We start from the raw sequence: 14,294 nt of genomic DNA on the forward strand, positions 1-14,294 counted from the left end.
GATTCTCCTTAGTAAGACTCTGAAACTTATTATATACAGGAAGTGTGATGGAAGAGGCGAAAGTCAGTTGATGAATGACTATAATCTGATAGGAAGGGGCGGCTCTACCTTCACCCCTAATCCTTTCCCTATATTTATATATTTTTATAATTATTGGCTACGCGTAAATAAAATAGAGCGCAATAATTTACAAAGCTTTTACTTCTGCATATAAAGATCGTAGATGATCCTCTGACATATCAAGAATTGGTTCATACATAAATGAATTTAAGTGGATATTCTCTGGTGTCATAAGAATAACGTTTTGGATGACTGAAATTTCTGTATTGTTAGCTGGATATAAATCTTTGTACTTATCCAGTAATGTTGGTGTTTGGTTTGAACTGATGTTACGCACAAAATTATCATCTGATATCTTCTCTATCATGTGCTTTTCAGCCAGTAATCGAATCGCAATTGAAAGAATCACTTTGTTTTCAAGATTTAGACATATTGGATCAGAGAGACATCCATCTGCCGTTTCATAGATACAGGTTACAACAAATACCCCTTTATTTGTGGAGGTTCCATTTGTAGAGAATAATCTGTTATATATCTTATCCAGATCTTCAATACAAATGTTATTAGTGTCATTCTTCCAATGAAGTAATGATGTCAGGAGTGAGTAATCAAAATTTTTATCTCCATCAAGGTATTCAATTAGATTCCTGAGAAATGGGATGGATGCTATCTTTTTCTTGTTATTATTAAAAAAGTTTGGCTTCCAGTCGTTTACGAATACATTTTTTACCCCGACTGCTCCTTGAAGTTCAATTGTGCCGTGTTTTTTTACCACCATTAAGCAATTTGAATAACAGACAAATCTACTTTGGACTGTTCGGAAGAAATCAAAATTATGAGTAAGAATGATTTCTCTAAAATACGGTTCTAGACTAATATCTTGTAAATACTGAATAATTGCATATTTATTCTTATAATCGAATGAGTCTGCAATGTCATCAACGATGAATAAAGTCTCTTGATTTGTTTTTTTCCTTGTTTCTATTTCAAATATTATATTTAATATATAAAGTGCTTTTTTCTCCCCAGCACTTAATACGTTAATTAGATCACTCTTTTCGATTTTTACTTCAGCTGATTCCGGATCATCTTTAAAAGAAAATTCTAGGTGTAGAGAATTTTCTTGACCTAGTATTACTGAAATCCGATTTTTCGCTTTTAGTGTGAATGGAACAAAAAATCTTTTGTTAAAAATATTAATTACTTCTTCCCATTGCGTTCTTTGATTCTTGGCAATTTCTTCAATTTCGCCTTTTCTTTTTTCTGAAGAAATCAGTTTTTTCAATAAATCTTTATATAGTTCAATATTTACCCTGAAGTAGCATTTCCAAATCTCTTTTCTAAATTTTTCAATATCATTTAAAAATGGTAATAACTCTTCATGATCTTCTAAATACGCTTCAAATGCACGAGTATTTTGATTTCTGGAAATTAGTTTTTCGATATCTGCAAACTTTTTTCGTAGTTCTTTGTCCTTCGATATATTTTCCTTCTCTTTATCAATCAATTCACTTAATTGTTTGGCGTTTTGTATTTCAATTCTCTTATCTCCATTCAATAATAAAGAATGGTTCGCTGAAAAAAAACCATTACTATCAAGGCTTTTACATATTGTAGAACCATTGTAATAATTGAAAGTACCTTTTTGAAAGTATTTAGAATTAGAGAGAAGTTCGTTATATTTTTTTATATAATTTTCAATAGCTTGCCTAGTCTCTTTTGAATTCAGAAACTGTAAAACTTTTTCATCAAAAATTACATCATACAAAATATTTGAGAAACGAATATCTGTTTGTGAAAGGATTTCATCCTTGATTGTGATAATAGCTTTATAAAAATCATTCTCATTATCCATAAAAGCTAGGGATATTTCCTTCTCAATATCTTTCTTTGAACCTGAGAGTTCTTGTAATGCATTTAGTAATAAATCCTTTGCTTTGTCAATCTCAGAGTATAGATTTTCATATTCGCGTCGTAATTTATCATTTACTAGTAATAATGATGTTTTTTCTGATCTATCAAAAAATTCATCATATGGTGGAATTACGAAAATATCTTCCTTTGTTAAATCATTGCCATTCTCGTCTTTCACAATCCTTTTGCTTATTCTGGAAGGATACACATAATCTTTCGATTCTTCCTCATTAGTAATGTCTTTAAATGTATTAGCAAATGACGTTTTCATCGAGCCATTAGGTGCGTAAATCGCGAATACATTTTTTGTAGAGAAATCGAATCTCTTCTGTAATTTTCTAATTCCATGACAATTTTCTAAATCAATAATTAATTCTCTCATTTTATCCTCCCATTTTAAGAACCGTTGTTGTAGTGGCTATAAACCATAAAGAAATCATTTTGTGAAAGCGAAACGCATCTAATAAAAACAATAAATTACAAAAAAAGGCCTATTAATAATTAATATGAAATAGATTTTTTTCTAGGTGAAAAATAAATTTTCTTTCAATAACAATTTGAAATGGATTCAAAAAATCGTATTTATTCTTCCTCTTCCATTCCCAGGAATGCTTCCAGGTTGTGGTAATTCGCACGCCCGACGCTGGCGCCGTCCTCACCCAGCCCGCGCCAAATCATGGTGTAACCCAGGCTGACCAGCTCCTGTTCATCAGGTGACAGTGTTTCCCAATCCAGCGGCTCGCTCCATTCGGCCGGATCAGCGTAGAAGTATTTCACACTGCCGTCCGCTTCAACGATGGTCAGGCCGCCGTCCTTGGGCCAAAAAGCCGTGTATTCTCCATACTCGTCGCTTTCGGTGGTGAGGTACAGAACGGTTTCGTAAAGTTCGTTCTTATCCCAGCTTTCGTCAACTTCCACAAAATGCGGGTAACGCGCGTTCATGAATTTCTGAAATAGATCCGGGTCGAGGATCATAGGCGATGTGTCTGAGCACACATCTTCATATGCTCCGCCGCCGAAATCCATCGGGCAAACTGAAGCGTATACGTTATAAACTTGCGATGTGAATTGCAAATAGCAGAAATTGAAGGGAGGTATTTCAACCTGGTAGCTCTTCACCGCTGCTTCCAGCCCATCTTTCAACAGCGGGTAGGTACCGTCATGAAACATTGGGACGGCCGCATCCATGTCTTCGTAAGTCCAGCCCGCGTAAATCTGCGGAGCTTCTTCTCCCGCTTCATCCGGAGTGGGCGCCGCAGTTTGCAGAGCGGCTGGGCTGATAAAGGCGCTGACAAAAAAGAAAAGTATTCCAGCGGGAATGGCTGTATAGCGACGGTAGCTGATCTTCATTAATACCCTCCACATAATTATTTATCTGCGGATACACTCAATCCAATGGCCCTCACAGGGATGTCCTTTTAAATTCTATTCTATCCCCAAGAAAGTCTCCAGATCGTGATAGTCAGCGCGGCCGACGCTTTCGCCGTCCTCGCCCAACCCGCGCCAGATCATGGTGAAGCCCTGGCCGGCCAGCTCCTGTTCATCAGGTGACAATGTTTCCCAATCCAGCGGCTCGCTCCATTCGGCCGGATCCGCATAGAAGTATTGCACACTGCCGTCCGCTTCAACGATGGTCAGGCCGCCGTCCTTGGGCCAGATGGCGGTGTAATCCCCGTATTCGTCAGTCTCCTTACTGATGAAGAGGACGGTGTCGTAGAACGCGCTTTCATCCCAACTGCCATAGTCTTCCACGAAGGCAGGGTAGCGGGCGTCAAGAAATGCCATAAACAGGTCCGGGTCAAGGATGTCCTCATTTGTACTGTCGCAAACCTCCTCAAAAGGAAGGCCCCAGAAATCCATCGGCGCAACCGAACCATATGCGTCAATGCCTTGCTTAGTGAATTGGTAATAATAGAAGGAAAAATCAGGATCATGATGCAAGTAATCCTCAACATCCGCTTCCAAACTTTCTTTCATGAGGGGATGGGAGCCATCGTGGAACATGGGGATCGCGGCGTCCATGGCCGCGTAATCCCAGCCCGCGTACAGGTTTGGCTCGCTGCCTGCTTCTTCTGCGGGGGCAGGGGATGCGGTTGGTGTGGCGGACAGCGCAATTGTGCGCAACGAAGCGTCCAGGTTCCGCGCGGAGATGAGCAGCAGGGTTGCTGCGAAAATGAGGATTGGATAAAGGGCTTTTTTCATTGAAGGATCCCTCCTGTAAGAGATTCAGTTGAAATGATCAATCGATACTTAGTCTTCACTGTTTCGGATTCCCCGACGAATAATTAACTTTATTCAAGTATACCGCCTGGATCAATTCCACTGTTATTTTCAAGAAAAATATTTAAGGTTTAATTCGGTTGACAAAGCGACCAGCGTTCGCTATAATAATGATATAGAAGCGACCAGCGTTCGCTATAAAAACAAGGAGCAAGCATGCCCAAGGGAATTGTGCTGACAACGGATGAACAAAACCACCGCCGCCACGAGATATTCGAAGCGGCGCTGGATACATTTATCGAAAAAGGATTTGTAGAGACTTCCATGCGCGAGATCGCTGAACTGGCGGGGATGGGCAAATCATCTCTGTATGATTACTTCGGAAACAAAGAAGACATTCTGATTTTTGTGATGGAAGAAGCGCTGGAAAACGTATTGAATAACGCCAGGCGCATTAACGCATTACCGCTTTCTCCGGAAGTGCGTCTGCGCCAGATCATCGAGATGCATCTGGAATACATTGTGGAGAATAAAAAACTGTTCTACCTGTTCTCGTATGAAGGGCGCCGCATGAGCAGCGAGAACCAGCAGCGCGCTCAGCAGGGCCGTTATATGTATCAGGATATGCTGCGCGGGTTAATCGAGCAAGGTATCCAGCAGGGCATCTTTCGGGAAGTGGATCCGCTGGTAGCGGCGCGTATGTTAATCAACACGATCATACCGGTAGTGTATACCTCGCGCCCAACCGGCGCCCCTCAAGTGATGATGCAGGAGATCCTGGATATTTTTATGAATGGTATTCAAAAGTAATTTATAGGAGGTTGAGATGAGTTCCTTGATTTTATCTTTGAATGCGGAGTCCGCCACCCTGGAGCAGGTGGGCGGAAAAGGCCTGTCGCTGGCTAAATTGGCGCGGGCCGGGTTGCCGGTGCCGGACGGCTTTCACGTCACTACCGCGGCTTACCGCCGCTTTGTGACGGAGAACCACTTACAGGAGGGCATCCAACAGGCTTTGCAGGGCTTAAAGCCGGATGAACCGGCTGCCCTGGAGGGTGCCGCGCGCGCGATCGCCGCGCTTTTCTCCGCGGGCACCATCCCGGACGACTTGCGCATAGCCATTATTGAACGTTATCTGGAATTGGGTGGAAAGAACCAACCCGTAGCGGTGCGTTCTTCCGCCACAGCCGAGGACCTGCCGGACGCTTCCTTCGCCGGCCAACAGGAGACCTACCTCAACATCCACGGCGGGGAAGCCGTGCTGCAGGCGGTCAAAAAGTGCTGGGCATCCCTGTGGACCGCTCGTGCCATCGCTTACCGCCTGAAAAACAAGGTGGACCAAAACGGTCTGGCTTTGGCAGTGGTGGTGCAGGAGCTGGTAAACGCGGAAGCGGCCGGCATCCTGTTTACCGTCAACCCGGTGAACGGCGACCCGGACGAAGTGGTCATCAACGCTGCCTGGGGATTGGGCGAGGCGATCGTCAGCGGAATGGTCTCTCCTGACACGATCAGCGCGGATAAGGCCAGCGGACAGGTCGAGAATTACGAAGTTGCCGAAAAAGCCATTATGACCGTGCGCACCGCCAAAGGCACCCAGGATAAGGTCATCAAGGGCCGCAAACGCAAGGCACGCGTGCTGTCCGACGCGCAGGTGGCGGACCTGGTTGGCCTGGCGCGCCGGATCGAGGCGTTCTACCAGATGCCCCAGGATATTGAGTGGGCCTGGGCGGGGGATCACTTCTACATACTGCAGGCGCGGCCGGTAACGAGCGCGGCCAAGGGTGCTGCGCAGAAAACCATTAGACCGAACTGGACCCTGCCGGATCCCAAGTCTAATTACATCCGCAGCAGCCTGGCCGAGCACCTGCCCAATGCGGCCACACCGTTGTTCGGCAGCCTGGGCCTGGATGCCATCAACGATTCGGTCGATGAACTGGCCAGTTCGATGAACATGCGCCTGGCGGAAGCCCAATATATGTACAAGGTCTTCAATGGGTATGTTTACATGACCTATAAACTGACCCCAGCCTTTATCTGGGAGATGATTGTGGTTTCCATCAAAAATTTCAGTTTGATGATGTCCAAAGGCACCGAACGCTGGGAGGTTGTGCGCGCGGAATTGGCCGGGATCGTAGCCGATTGGGAAGCCAAAGATCCTGCGAAATTGAAACCGGCTGAGATCCTGGCGGGTGTGTACGCCATGCTGTACGCAGCCGGAAAGTATTACACCGTGATCCAGTCCGGCACGCTGCCGGCGGCCACCACCAGCGAAATGATCTTTACGCGCATCTACAAGTCCGTCAAGCGTCCGGGTGACCCGGAGGCCAGCCAATTGCTGTTAGGCCTGGATTCGATTGCCCTGCGCACTGAGAAATCCCTCTATGATCTGGCCCAATGGGTAGGAGAGCACAAGGACCTGCGTGAAGTAGTTCTGCGTACCCCGTCGGAGGAATTGTCTGAAAAACTGGCACAAGGCAACTGGCCAATAAAAGGCAGCACGGCGGATTGGACCGAGTTCCAGCAGCGCCTGCAGGAGTACCTGCGCACATATGGCCGTACAGCCTATGAGTTTGATTTTGCCAATCCCGCCCCGGCCGAGCTGCCGGAGCTGCTGCTGGATTCGCTCAAAGTTTATTTGGAAGGCAAGGGCAGCAATCCGTATGAGCGCCAGCGTGAAGCGGATGAGCTGCGCCGCCTCACCATGGATGGTATCCTGAGGCGCTGGCATTTTTTCCCGCGCCGCTGGATCCGCAAGATCTACGAGTGGACATTACGCTCCGCCCCGGCGCGTGAAGATTCGCTGGCCGACCTGGGATTGGGCCACACGATTGTGCGCCGATACCTGAATGAACTGGGCGGCCGCTTCGCGAAGCAGGGCGTCATTGCCCAAGCCGACGATATCTACTGGCTTTACCGGGACGAGGTCGTGGCCCTGGCCGGTGACCTGGAAAAAAGCGCGCAGCTGCCCGACCTGAGCGCCAAAGTGCCGGAGCGCAAGGCACTCTGGAAGGCGTACATGCAATTGCGCCCGCCGGCGGTGCTGCCGCTGGATTCGCCCTTCGCCAAGATGATCCCGTGGGCGCGCCAGGGCGAGAACGACCATGAAGTGAGAGGCGTGGCGGCTTCGGCCGGCTGCGTGACTGGTACGGCGCGCGTGCTGTTCGGCCCCGAGGACTTCGGACGCATGCAGCCGGGCGACATCCTGGTAGCGCCGACCACTTCGCCGGCCTGGACGCCGCTCTTCACCATGGCTTCCGCGGTGGTAACCGACATCGGCGGCCCGCTCAGCCACAGTTCGATTGTCGCGCGCGAGTACGGCATCCCGGCCGTGCTGGCCACCAGCATAGGCACACGCATGATCCGCGACGGCCAAACCATCACCGTAGATGGCGACGCCGGGTTGGTTACATTACTGGATTAGTCATGCAGACATCCGGGCGCAAGAGCCTGTTCATCCTGTCCTTCACCCTGCTGGTGGTCATGTTGGGCTACGGCATTGCCATGCCCATGCTGCCCTTCTATATTGAGAAGTTCGGTGTGGGCGGCAAGGAATTCGGCTGGATGATGGCCAGCTACTCCTTCATGCAGTTAATCTGCGCGCCGATTTGGGGTGTGCTATCCGATCGTTTTGGGCGCAAACCCATCCTGGCGGTGGGTGTGCTGGGCTATGCCCTGGCCTTCTTCATGTTCGGACTGGCGAAATCCTTCACGGTGCTGTTCATCGCGCGCTCGCTTTCAGGTGTGCTGTCCTCAGCCACCACGCCCACGGCGATGGCTTTTGTGGGGGACAATGCTTCCCCCGATGACAAGCCTAAAAGCATGGGCCAATTGGGCGCCATGATCGGCCTGGGGGTCATTCTGGGCCCGCTGTTGGGCGGGCTGCTCTCCACCGATTCGCTCTCGCTGCCTTTCTTCGTGGGCGCGGGGCTGGCTTTTCTGGCCTTTCTGCTGGTGCTGATCCTGCTGCCCGAATCCAGGCCTGAGCCGTCGGACGCGGCGAAGGCGCGCACGCCTTTTGCCGGCATGCTGCCGCAGTACCGCGATGTGCTGCGCGGACCAGCTGGCGCGCTGCTGGTGCTGATCCTGATCATCAGCTTCGGGCTGGCCAACCTGCAGAACATGATTGGCTTGTACGCGGTGGATAAACTGAACGCCGACACGACCCAGGTCAGCGCGGTGTGGATGGTGATGGGCGTGACCATGATTGTGGTGCAGGGTGGAATGGTCGGTTGGCTGTCGAAGCGAGTGGGCGAAAACCGGCTGATCCGTGTCAGCTTGCTGGGCGGGGTGCTGGGTTTTGTGCTGGTGGCACAAGCCGGCAGCTTCGTGCAGTTGATGGGAGCGCTGGCTTTCATCATGCTGACCCTCTCGCTGCTCAGTCCCAGCCTGAACGCCAGCATCTCGCGCTACGGCGGGGAGCACCAGGGTGCGCTGATGGGTGTCAACAACGCCATGATCAGCCTGGGGCGCGTGCTGGGCCCGCTGTGGGGTGGTTATCTGTACGACGTGAATATGAATTTTGCTTTCTACAGCGGGGCAGTCATGTTAGCGATTGGGTGGGTGGTGAGTGTGTTGTCGGTTCGAAATGACCCCTAGTGATTTAATTACACATAAAAAGGTAAATTATTGTATTCTTGGTTTAATTGAAATTTGTAATATTAGCTATGGGTTTTGCCTTATTAGAAATTATGTGCTATGATATAGGTTGTAATAAAGTATAAATATGAATCTTTCGAGAATTTCTCAAAATAATAATTATGAAATTGGAAGAAAACATGGCAGCAATTAGAAAGAGATTTACTTTTATTGATTTATTTTCGGGTGCGGGTGGCTTTTCCGTTGGATTTCAAAAAGAAGGTTTCATTTCAGTATTTGCAAATGATAATAATAAAGATTGTTGTGTCACATACAATATAAACTTCGGAAACCATTGTGTCTGCGGAGATATTTCTGATATTGAGAATTTTCCAAAAACCGAGGTAGTAATTGGAGGACCACCTTGTCAGGGGTTTAGTAATTTAGGTTCGCACAAGGAAGATGATCCAAGGAATCAATTATGGAAGCAATTTATTAGAGTAGTAGAGCAGCAAGAACCAAAATGTGTTGTAGTTGAAAATGTACCCCCATTACTTAAATCTGATGAAGGTAAAAATATAATTGATGCATTAAGTGCACTCGGTTATATAGTAGATGGAAGAATATTAAATGCGGCTGATTATGGATCCTTCCAAAAAAGAATGAGAACAATTATTATGGCATCAAAAACTGGAAAATTAATTTTTCCGCTACAAACTCATATTGATCCAGAAAAATATTCTGAAATCACTCCTGAAATTCAGAAATGGCGTACAGTTCGAGAAGCAATAGGCGATTTACCTCTGGAACCTACTGATGATGATTTACATTTTCGGAGAAACCCAACTTCGAAATCTATCGAAAGATATAAACATATACCTCCAGGTGGAAACAGATGGGATCTTCCCATAGAACTAATGCCAGATTGCTGGATTAGAAAAACTTCCGGGGGAACAGATCTTTTCGGTCGTTTATGGTGGGATCGCCCAAGCGTAACAATTCGCACGGAATTTTTCAAACCTGAAAAAGGGAGATATCTACATCCAGAAGCAAATAGACCTATTACTCATCGTGAAGCTGCACGTTTACAAGGCTTTCCTGACGAATTTATATTTACAGGATCAAAGACTTCAATTGCAAGACAAATAGGAAATGCAATTCCAGTACAATTAGCTCAAGCAATTGCTAGAGCAGTAAAAAACATGCTGATTTAAGGTAATAGGATACAAATGGACTCGTCGAATATAAGAAAACTCCAAGATTTGTTGGTAAATTTTGAGGAAGAAATTCAAAAAGAAGATATTCGTCAAAAAGTCCTTGCATTAATTCCAATTTATAAAGAAATTAGATCTTTAGGTTCTTCATTAATTCCTACAGAGATTGCAAATTCAGCTCGTGATCGAATTCTTGAATATTTCAAAAGATACCCATGTACAATAATTTCCGGAGATGAAATAATGATTATCTCTGGTATCAGTGAATGGGCCAGAAGAGTAAGAGAATTACGAGTCCAATATGGCTGGAGAATTGTTAACGGTGTTTCGGTTAAAGAAATGATTGATAGTGGTGATTCAATTATTGATGAAATTGATTTATCGGTAATAACTAAAGATGATTACATTTTATTATCTGAAACTCAAGATAGATTAGCTGCTCATAGATGGCATGTGGCAAATAAATTGAGGAAAAAAAATGGGGGAGTAAAAAACAAGATTCTTGAGTATTTCCTAGAAAATATCGGTGAGGAAATATCAGGGGAAGAATTAAGATATGTAGCAAATGATAAAACTGAATGGGCACGTCGAGTTCGAGAATTACGAACCGAAGAAGGATGGCCAATTGTTACTCGTCAAACAGGAAGGCCCGACTTATCAATTGGAATTTATATTTTAGAGAATGATAGACAATTACCAATACCTGATCGGAAGATAAAAGATGATCTTCGTGTTCAAATACTTGAGCGAGATGGGTTCCAATGTGCTAAATGTGGGTGGAGTCAATCTAAATGGACAAAAGACGATCCTCGGAATAATCTTGAAATTCACCATATAAAACCTCATTCTGAGGGTGGATTGACTATTCCAGGAAACTTAATAACTTTATGTAATGTTTGTCATGATATTGAACATAGGAAGAACGATATAAAATTATCTAAATGACTGATGTTTTTGATAAGGAAAAAAGATCACAGATAATGTCCTTGAATAGAGGACATGGAAACAAATCAACAGAAATCGAATTTCAAAATTTACTGAACCAAAATAATATTTCAGGTTGGAATGCTGTCCCCAAAAATATTATTGGAAAACCAGATTTTGCGTTTATAAATGAAAAAATCGCGATTTTTATTGATGGATGTTTTTGGCATGGATGCACTAAATGTAAAAACATACCAAAAACGAATACTGAGTTTTGGCAAAATAAGATAGGAAAAACTGTTGATAGAGATAAACATAACAATAAAGAGTTACGAAACAATGGGTGGATAGTAATCAGAATTTGGGAGCATGATTTAAAAAATAATTTACAAAAAGAAAGAATTATAAAAAGCCTAAATATCAGAATAAAAATAAGGAGATTTGCTAGATCGTTAAAGTTTATTAATTAATTGAGATAATTTGTGAACTAAATATCCTTCAAATACCCTTTTCCTTTTTTAACCTGATTATTTAAGAATCGTAAAAAGTTAAATCACGGAAAGAAAATCACTTTGGTTTATCGTTCTCCTATCAATCTTCAAACCTCTCTAATAAATATAAATTTTTAGTCTATTCCTTTTCTTATTAATTGGTGTTTATCCCTTTATAAAATTATGCCACTGAGATACTCAAACCATAGCTAATCTTCAACGCCTTTTAGTTCGCTTTTTAGTAGAGTATGGAATGGTCGAGAAAACAGTAAAGTACTAATAGCTTTCATCTATGTAAATCCTTGTTCATCTGTGGTCAATAAGAAAATGTAATCATCAAAAAAAGGTTTGCGGGCGGTACTGCAGCGCCTCGTCAAGATGCGTATTGCGGATCTCCACGGACGCATCCAGATTGGCGAAAGTCAATGCCAGGTTCAGGATTCAATAATACTTATCCCGGAATTATTTTCTGATCCTATAAAAACAACTCAAGAGCGGATAATGCTTTCAATAACCCTGAAGGTCAAGGATCTCGATCCCGTAAATCTTGGCGTCCGACCAGTTCTCGTTGGTACGTTGGGACGCCCATAGCAACCCTTCCCCCCAGGCCATGTCCCACGTTCCTTCGGAGGCTGCGTAAATCCAGCCGACGTTTCTGCCGTCCTTTGTGGTTTTAACAATTCCCGGACCACCAGGCGACCAGAAGTACTCGCCGTCCCACGCTAGACCGCCGTTCCCCCAATCGCCTTTTTCGATGGTGCCGGCCAGATTACCCGAGCGGTCCATGACGTAGACGAAGTTGGATGCCCAGCCTGCCACATAAAGGTATTCGCCATCCCAGGTGATGCCTTTGCAGCCGTTATCGGGGTCGGGGGAGGGGAAACTTGAAAGCGTTTCGCCGCTGGCCGGATCGATCTCGTAGATCATGCGCTCGGCGAAATCCAGCGCCCATAAATGCTCTCCGTCAAAGGTGAGTCCCCAAATCTGTGAACCGGGACCCTGAAAATGTGTCAGGATTTCTCCGCTGTCGGGATCGATACGGTAATATTCCGCCCACAGAGTGGCGGTCCAAAGCGCTTCTCCATCCCAGGCTACAGCCCAGGTCAACCCTAGATTTTCGCCCACCTTTTTGACAACAGCCCGGCTTTCATCCTCGGCGTCATAAACGTACGCGTAGTGATCCAAATCCTCGTCGCCGGGGGTATATCCCAGCTCGTATGACATATCGGGTGAGAAATCGAAAGTTATTTCTTCCGGAACGGTTGTGTCATCTGCTATTTTCTCTGAGTCGCCGCAGATCTGGCAGTTGCGATTATCCGTTATCTGTACGTTGCCTACCTGAATGACGTTGTTTCCCTCTCCCGTGGCTACACCCTCGGAATTTTGGCTGGACAGCACGCCTTTCAGCAGAACCGATGCGCTGTTATCGACGGATACACCCCCTGCGCCATTATTCATAAAGATGGACGAAGTGATGACAGCGTCCGTTGCATCCAGGTGGATACCGGATGTTCCGCTTTCCTCGATCAGGCAATGGTCAATAACCAGGTCATTATATTGTTCGGCCGCGATACCGTTATAACCATTCTGATAGACGTGCGTGTTGGATACTTCTCCCTGTGCGTAGGATTCAAAATAGATGCCTTCCCAGTTATTCCAGCGCACGACTGAATTTTGGATCTTCGGTTTCCCGCCCCAGAAATTCAAACCCTGCTGACCGAATTCCACCACGACGTAGGAGAAAATGGATTTATCCGAGTTCGATACCCGGATCATGCGCCAATCCCCGTTTTGCGGATTGTCCGCATCGGACGTGAAATAAATCGGCTGGTCAGGTTCACCTTCAGCAATGATGGTCCCATCCACTGTTAATCCCAACCTTTTTTCCGGTTCCTTGTATCCGCGGTAATGCTTGAATCGAACGATAGTCCCCGGATCGATGGTAAGCGTCACGCCTTCAGGAATATAGACATCTCCAGCAATCAGGATTTCACCCGACCATACCGTGTCTTTGGCTATTTGGCCGCTGATGGTCTGGCCGCCGGTTTGGTCTTGGGGTGGGTTGGCACCTTTACCTGCCCCTGTTTTACATCCCTGCTCGACGAGGTTGTAATCATAGGCATTGGTAAAACTCCCATCGGGAAAACCCAACTGCAGAGAACCGCGGCAGGGAAAAGCAATGTTATCCAGACCGGTAACCCACGGCAGGGTTCCGATGATAAAACCGTCCGGCGACTGGTCCAGTTCCGCGTTGGGACGAATCACGATTCTGCCCGGTTCATCACCAGTCGGAATTTCCTCTCCATCAACCCAAATTGTCGTCGGTGAAAAATCATCCGGCCAGGGATCGATATTCACCTCAATGAAATGTTCGTTTTTATTCCAGGTGACATTGGTTATGACGGATGCGGAGGTAAGGTTGCCCGGGGAGGATGCAATTACTGTTTGCCGCGATCCGGATGCATTGCCGCCTGAGTTGGTTGTGGTTGGGAGCTTCTCAATGAGCGAACTTTCCAGATCGTAAAAGGACAATAAAAAGCAGAGGAAAAAAAGGAAAATAAAAGGTTTCGTTTTCATACATGCCTCATAATCAAAAAGGCGTTCCCCAGAAAAGAAATCATTGGCCCATTTCAATCCTGAAAACAATCTTTGTTAATCGGGAAATGACTTTTTTATGCAGATTTAAATATACAACATTTATGCTTAATAGCGGGTCTTGAACCTTATTTCAGAATAGAAATGTTTCGCTGGTAAGAGATTTAATAATCGTGAATTAAACGTTCCTGGATTAGAACAACGACTGTGGGCTGTCCTGCAGCGTCTCGACCTGGTGTGTGTTTTGGGTCTCCTCTGGATAATCCCAATTGGCAAAAACTGTAGGGCAGACATTCTTGTCTGC

At 45.7% G+C, this 14,294-nt stretch carries 10 protein-coding genes; 6 read left to right on the plus strand and 4 right to left on the minus strand.

The annotated features are described in order from the left end of the window. Nucleotides 1–187: 187 nt before the first annotated feature. The 3 genes from Pelsub_RS07005 to Pelsub_RS07015 all read right to left on the minus strand — a co-directional run bounded on the left by Pelsub_RS07005 (nucleotide 188) and on the right by Pelsub_RS07015 (nucleotide 4,176). Entirely contained in the window at nucleotides 188–2,356 is a 2,169-nt protein-coding gene (locus tag Pelsub_RS07005; protein ID WP_116224439.1) for an ATP-binding protein, read from the minus strand. A gap of 200 nt (nucleotides 2,357–2,556) precedes the next feature. Next, complete coding sequence (locus Pelsub_RS07010; RefSeq protein WP_116224438.1) at nucleotides 2,557–3,324, minus strand: hypothetical protein; 768 nt, start codon at nucleotides 3,322–3,324, stop codon at nucleotides 2,557–2,559. Nucleotides 3,325–3,399: 75 nt separating this feature from the next. Next, complete coding sequence (locus Pelsub_RS07015) at nucleotides 3,400–4,176, minus strand: hypothetical protein (RefSeq protein WP_116224437.1); 777 nt, start codon at nucleotides 4,174–4,176, stop codon at nucleotides 3,400–3,402. 234 nt (nucleotides 4,177–4,410) lie between these two features. Between Pelsub_RS07015 and Pelsub_RS07020 the strand changes: the two genes are divergently transcribed. The 6 genes from Pelsub_RS07020 (at nucleotide 4,411) to Pelsub_RS07045 (ending at nucleotide 11,374) form a co-directional block, all read left to right on the plus strand. Continuing rightward, nucleotides 4,411–5,004: a TetR/AcrR family transcriptional regulator gene (locus tag Pelsub_RS07020; RefSeq protein ID WP_116224436.1), complete on the plus strand. Its 594-nt coding sequence runs from the start codon at nucleotides 4,411–4,413 to the stop codon at nucleotides 5,002–5,004. 16 nt (nucleotides 5,005–5,020) lie between these two features. Beyond that, the gene (locus tag Pelsub_RS07025; protein ID WP_116224435.1) at nucleotides 5,021–7,612 is read left to right on the plus strand and encodes a PEP/pyruvate-binding domain-containing protein; all 2,592 of its coding nucleotides are present in this window, start codon (nucleotides 5,021–5,023) and stop codon (nucleotides 7,610–7,612) included. 2 nt (nucleotides 7,613–7,614) lie between these two features. Further along, nucleotides 7,615–8,787, plus strand: coding sequence for an MFS transporter (locus Pelsub_RS07030; RefSeq protein WP_116224434.1), 1,173 nt, complete (start codon nucleotides 7,615–7,617; stop codon nucleotides 8,785–8,787). A 179-nt stretch (nucleotides 8,788–8,966) separates the two neighbouring features. Next, a complete protein-coding gene (locus Pelsub_RS07035; RefSeq protein ID WP_116224433.1) occupies nucleotides 8,967–9,980 on the plus strand; it encodes a DNA cytosine methyltransferase in 1,014 nt (337 codons plus the stop codon). A 15-nt stretch (nucleotides 9,981–9,995) separates the two neighbouring features. Further along, nucleotides 9,996–10,925: an HNH endonuclease gene (locus Pelsub_RS07040; protein ID WP_116224432.1), complete on the plus strand. Its 930-nt coding sequence runs from the start codon at nucleotides 9,996–9,998 to the stop codon at nucleotides 10,923–10,925. Next, nucleotides 10,922–11,374 carry a very short patch repair endonuclease gene (locus Pelsub_RS07045; RefSeq protein WP_116224431.1) on the plus strand — a complete coding sequence of 151 codons (453 nt, stop codon included), beginning with the start codon at nucleotides 10,922–10,924 and terminating at the stop codon, nucleotides 11,372–11,374. Before Pelsub_RS07040 ends, Pelsub_RS07045 begins: the two co-directional genes overlap by 4 nt. A gap of 528 nt (nucleotides 11,375–11,902) precedes the next feature. On the opposite strand, the gene Pelsub_RS07050 is transcribed toward Pelsub_RS07045, so the two are convergent. Beyond that, a complete protein-coding gene (locus Pelsub_RS07050) occupies nucleotides 11,903–13,972 on the minus strand; it encodes a right-handed parallel beta-helix repeat-containing protein (protein ID WP_116224430.1) in 2,070 nt (689 codons plus the stop codon). Nucleotides 13,973–14,294 lie beyond the last annotated feature (322 nt).

Source organism: Pelolinea submarina, from assembly GCF_003966975.1.
Classification (GTDB): domain Bacteria; phylum Chloroflexota; class Anaerolineae; order Anaerolineales; family Anaerolineaceae; genus Pelolinea; species Pelolinea submarina.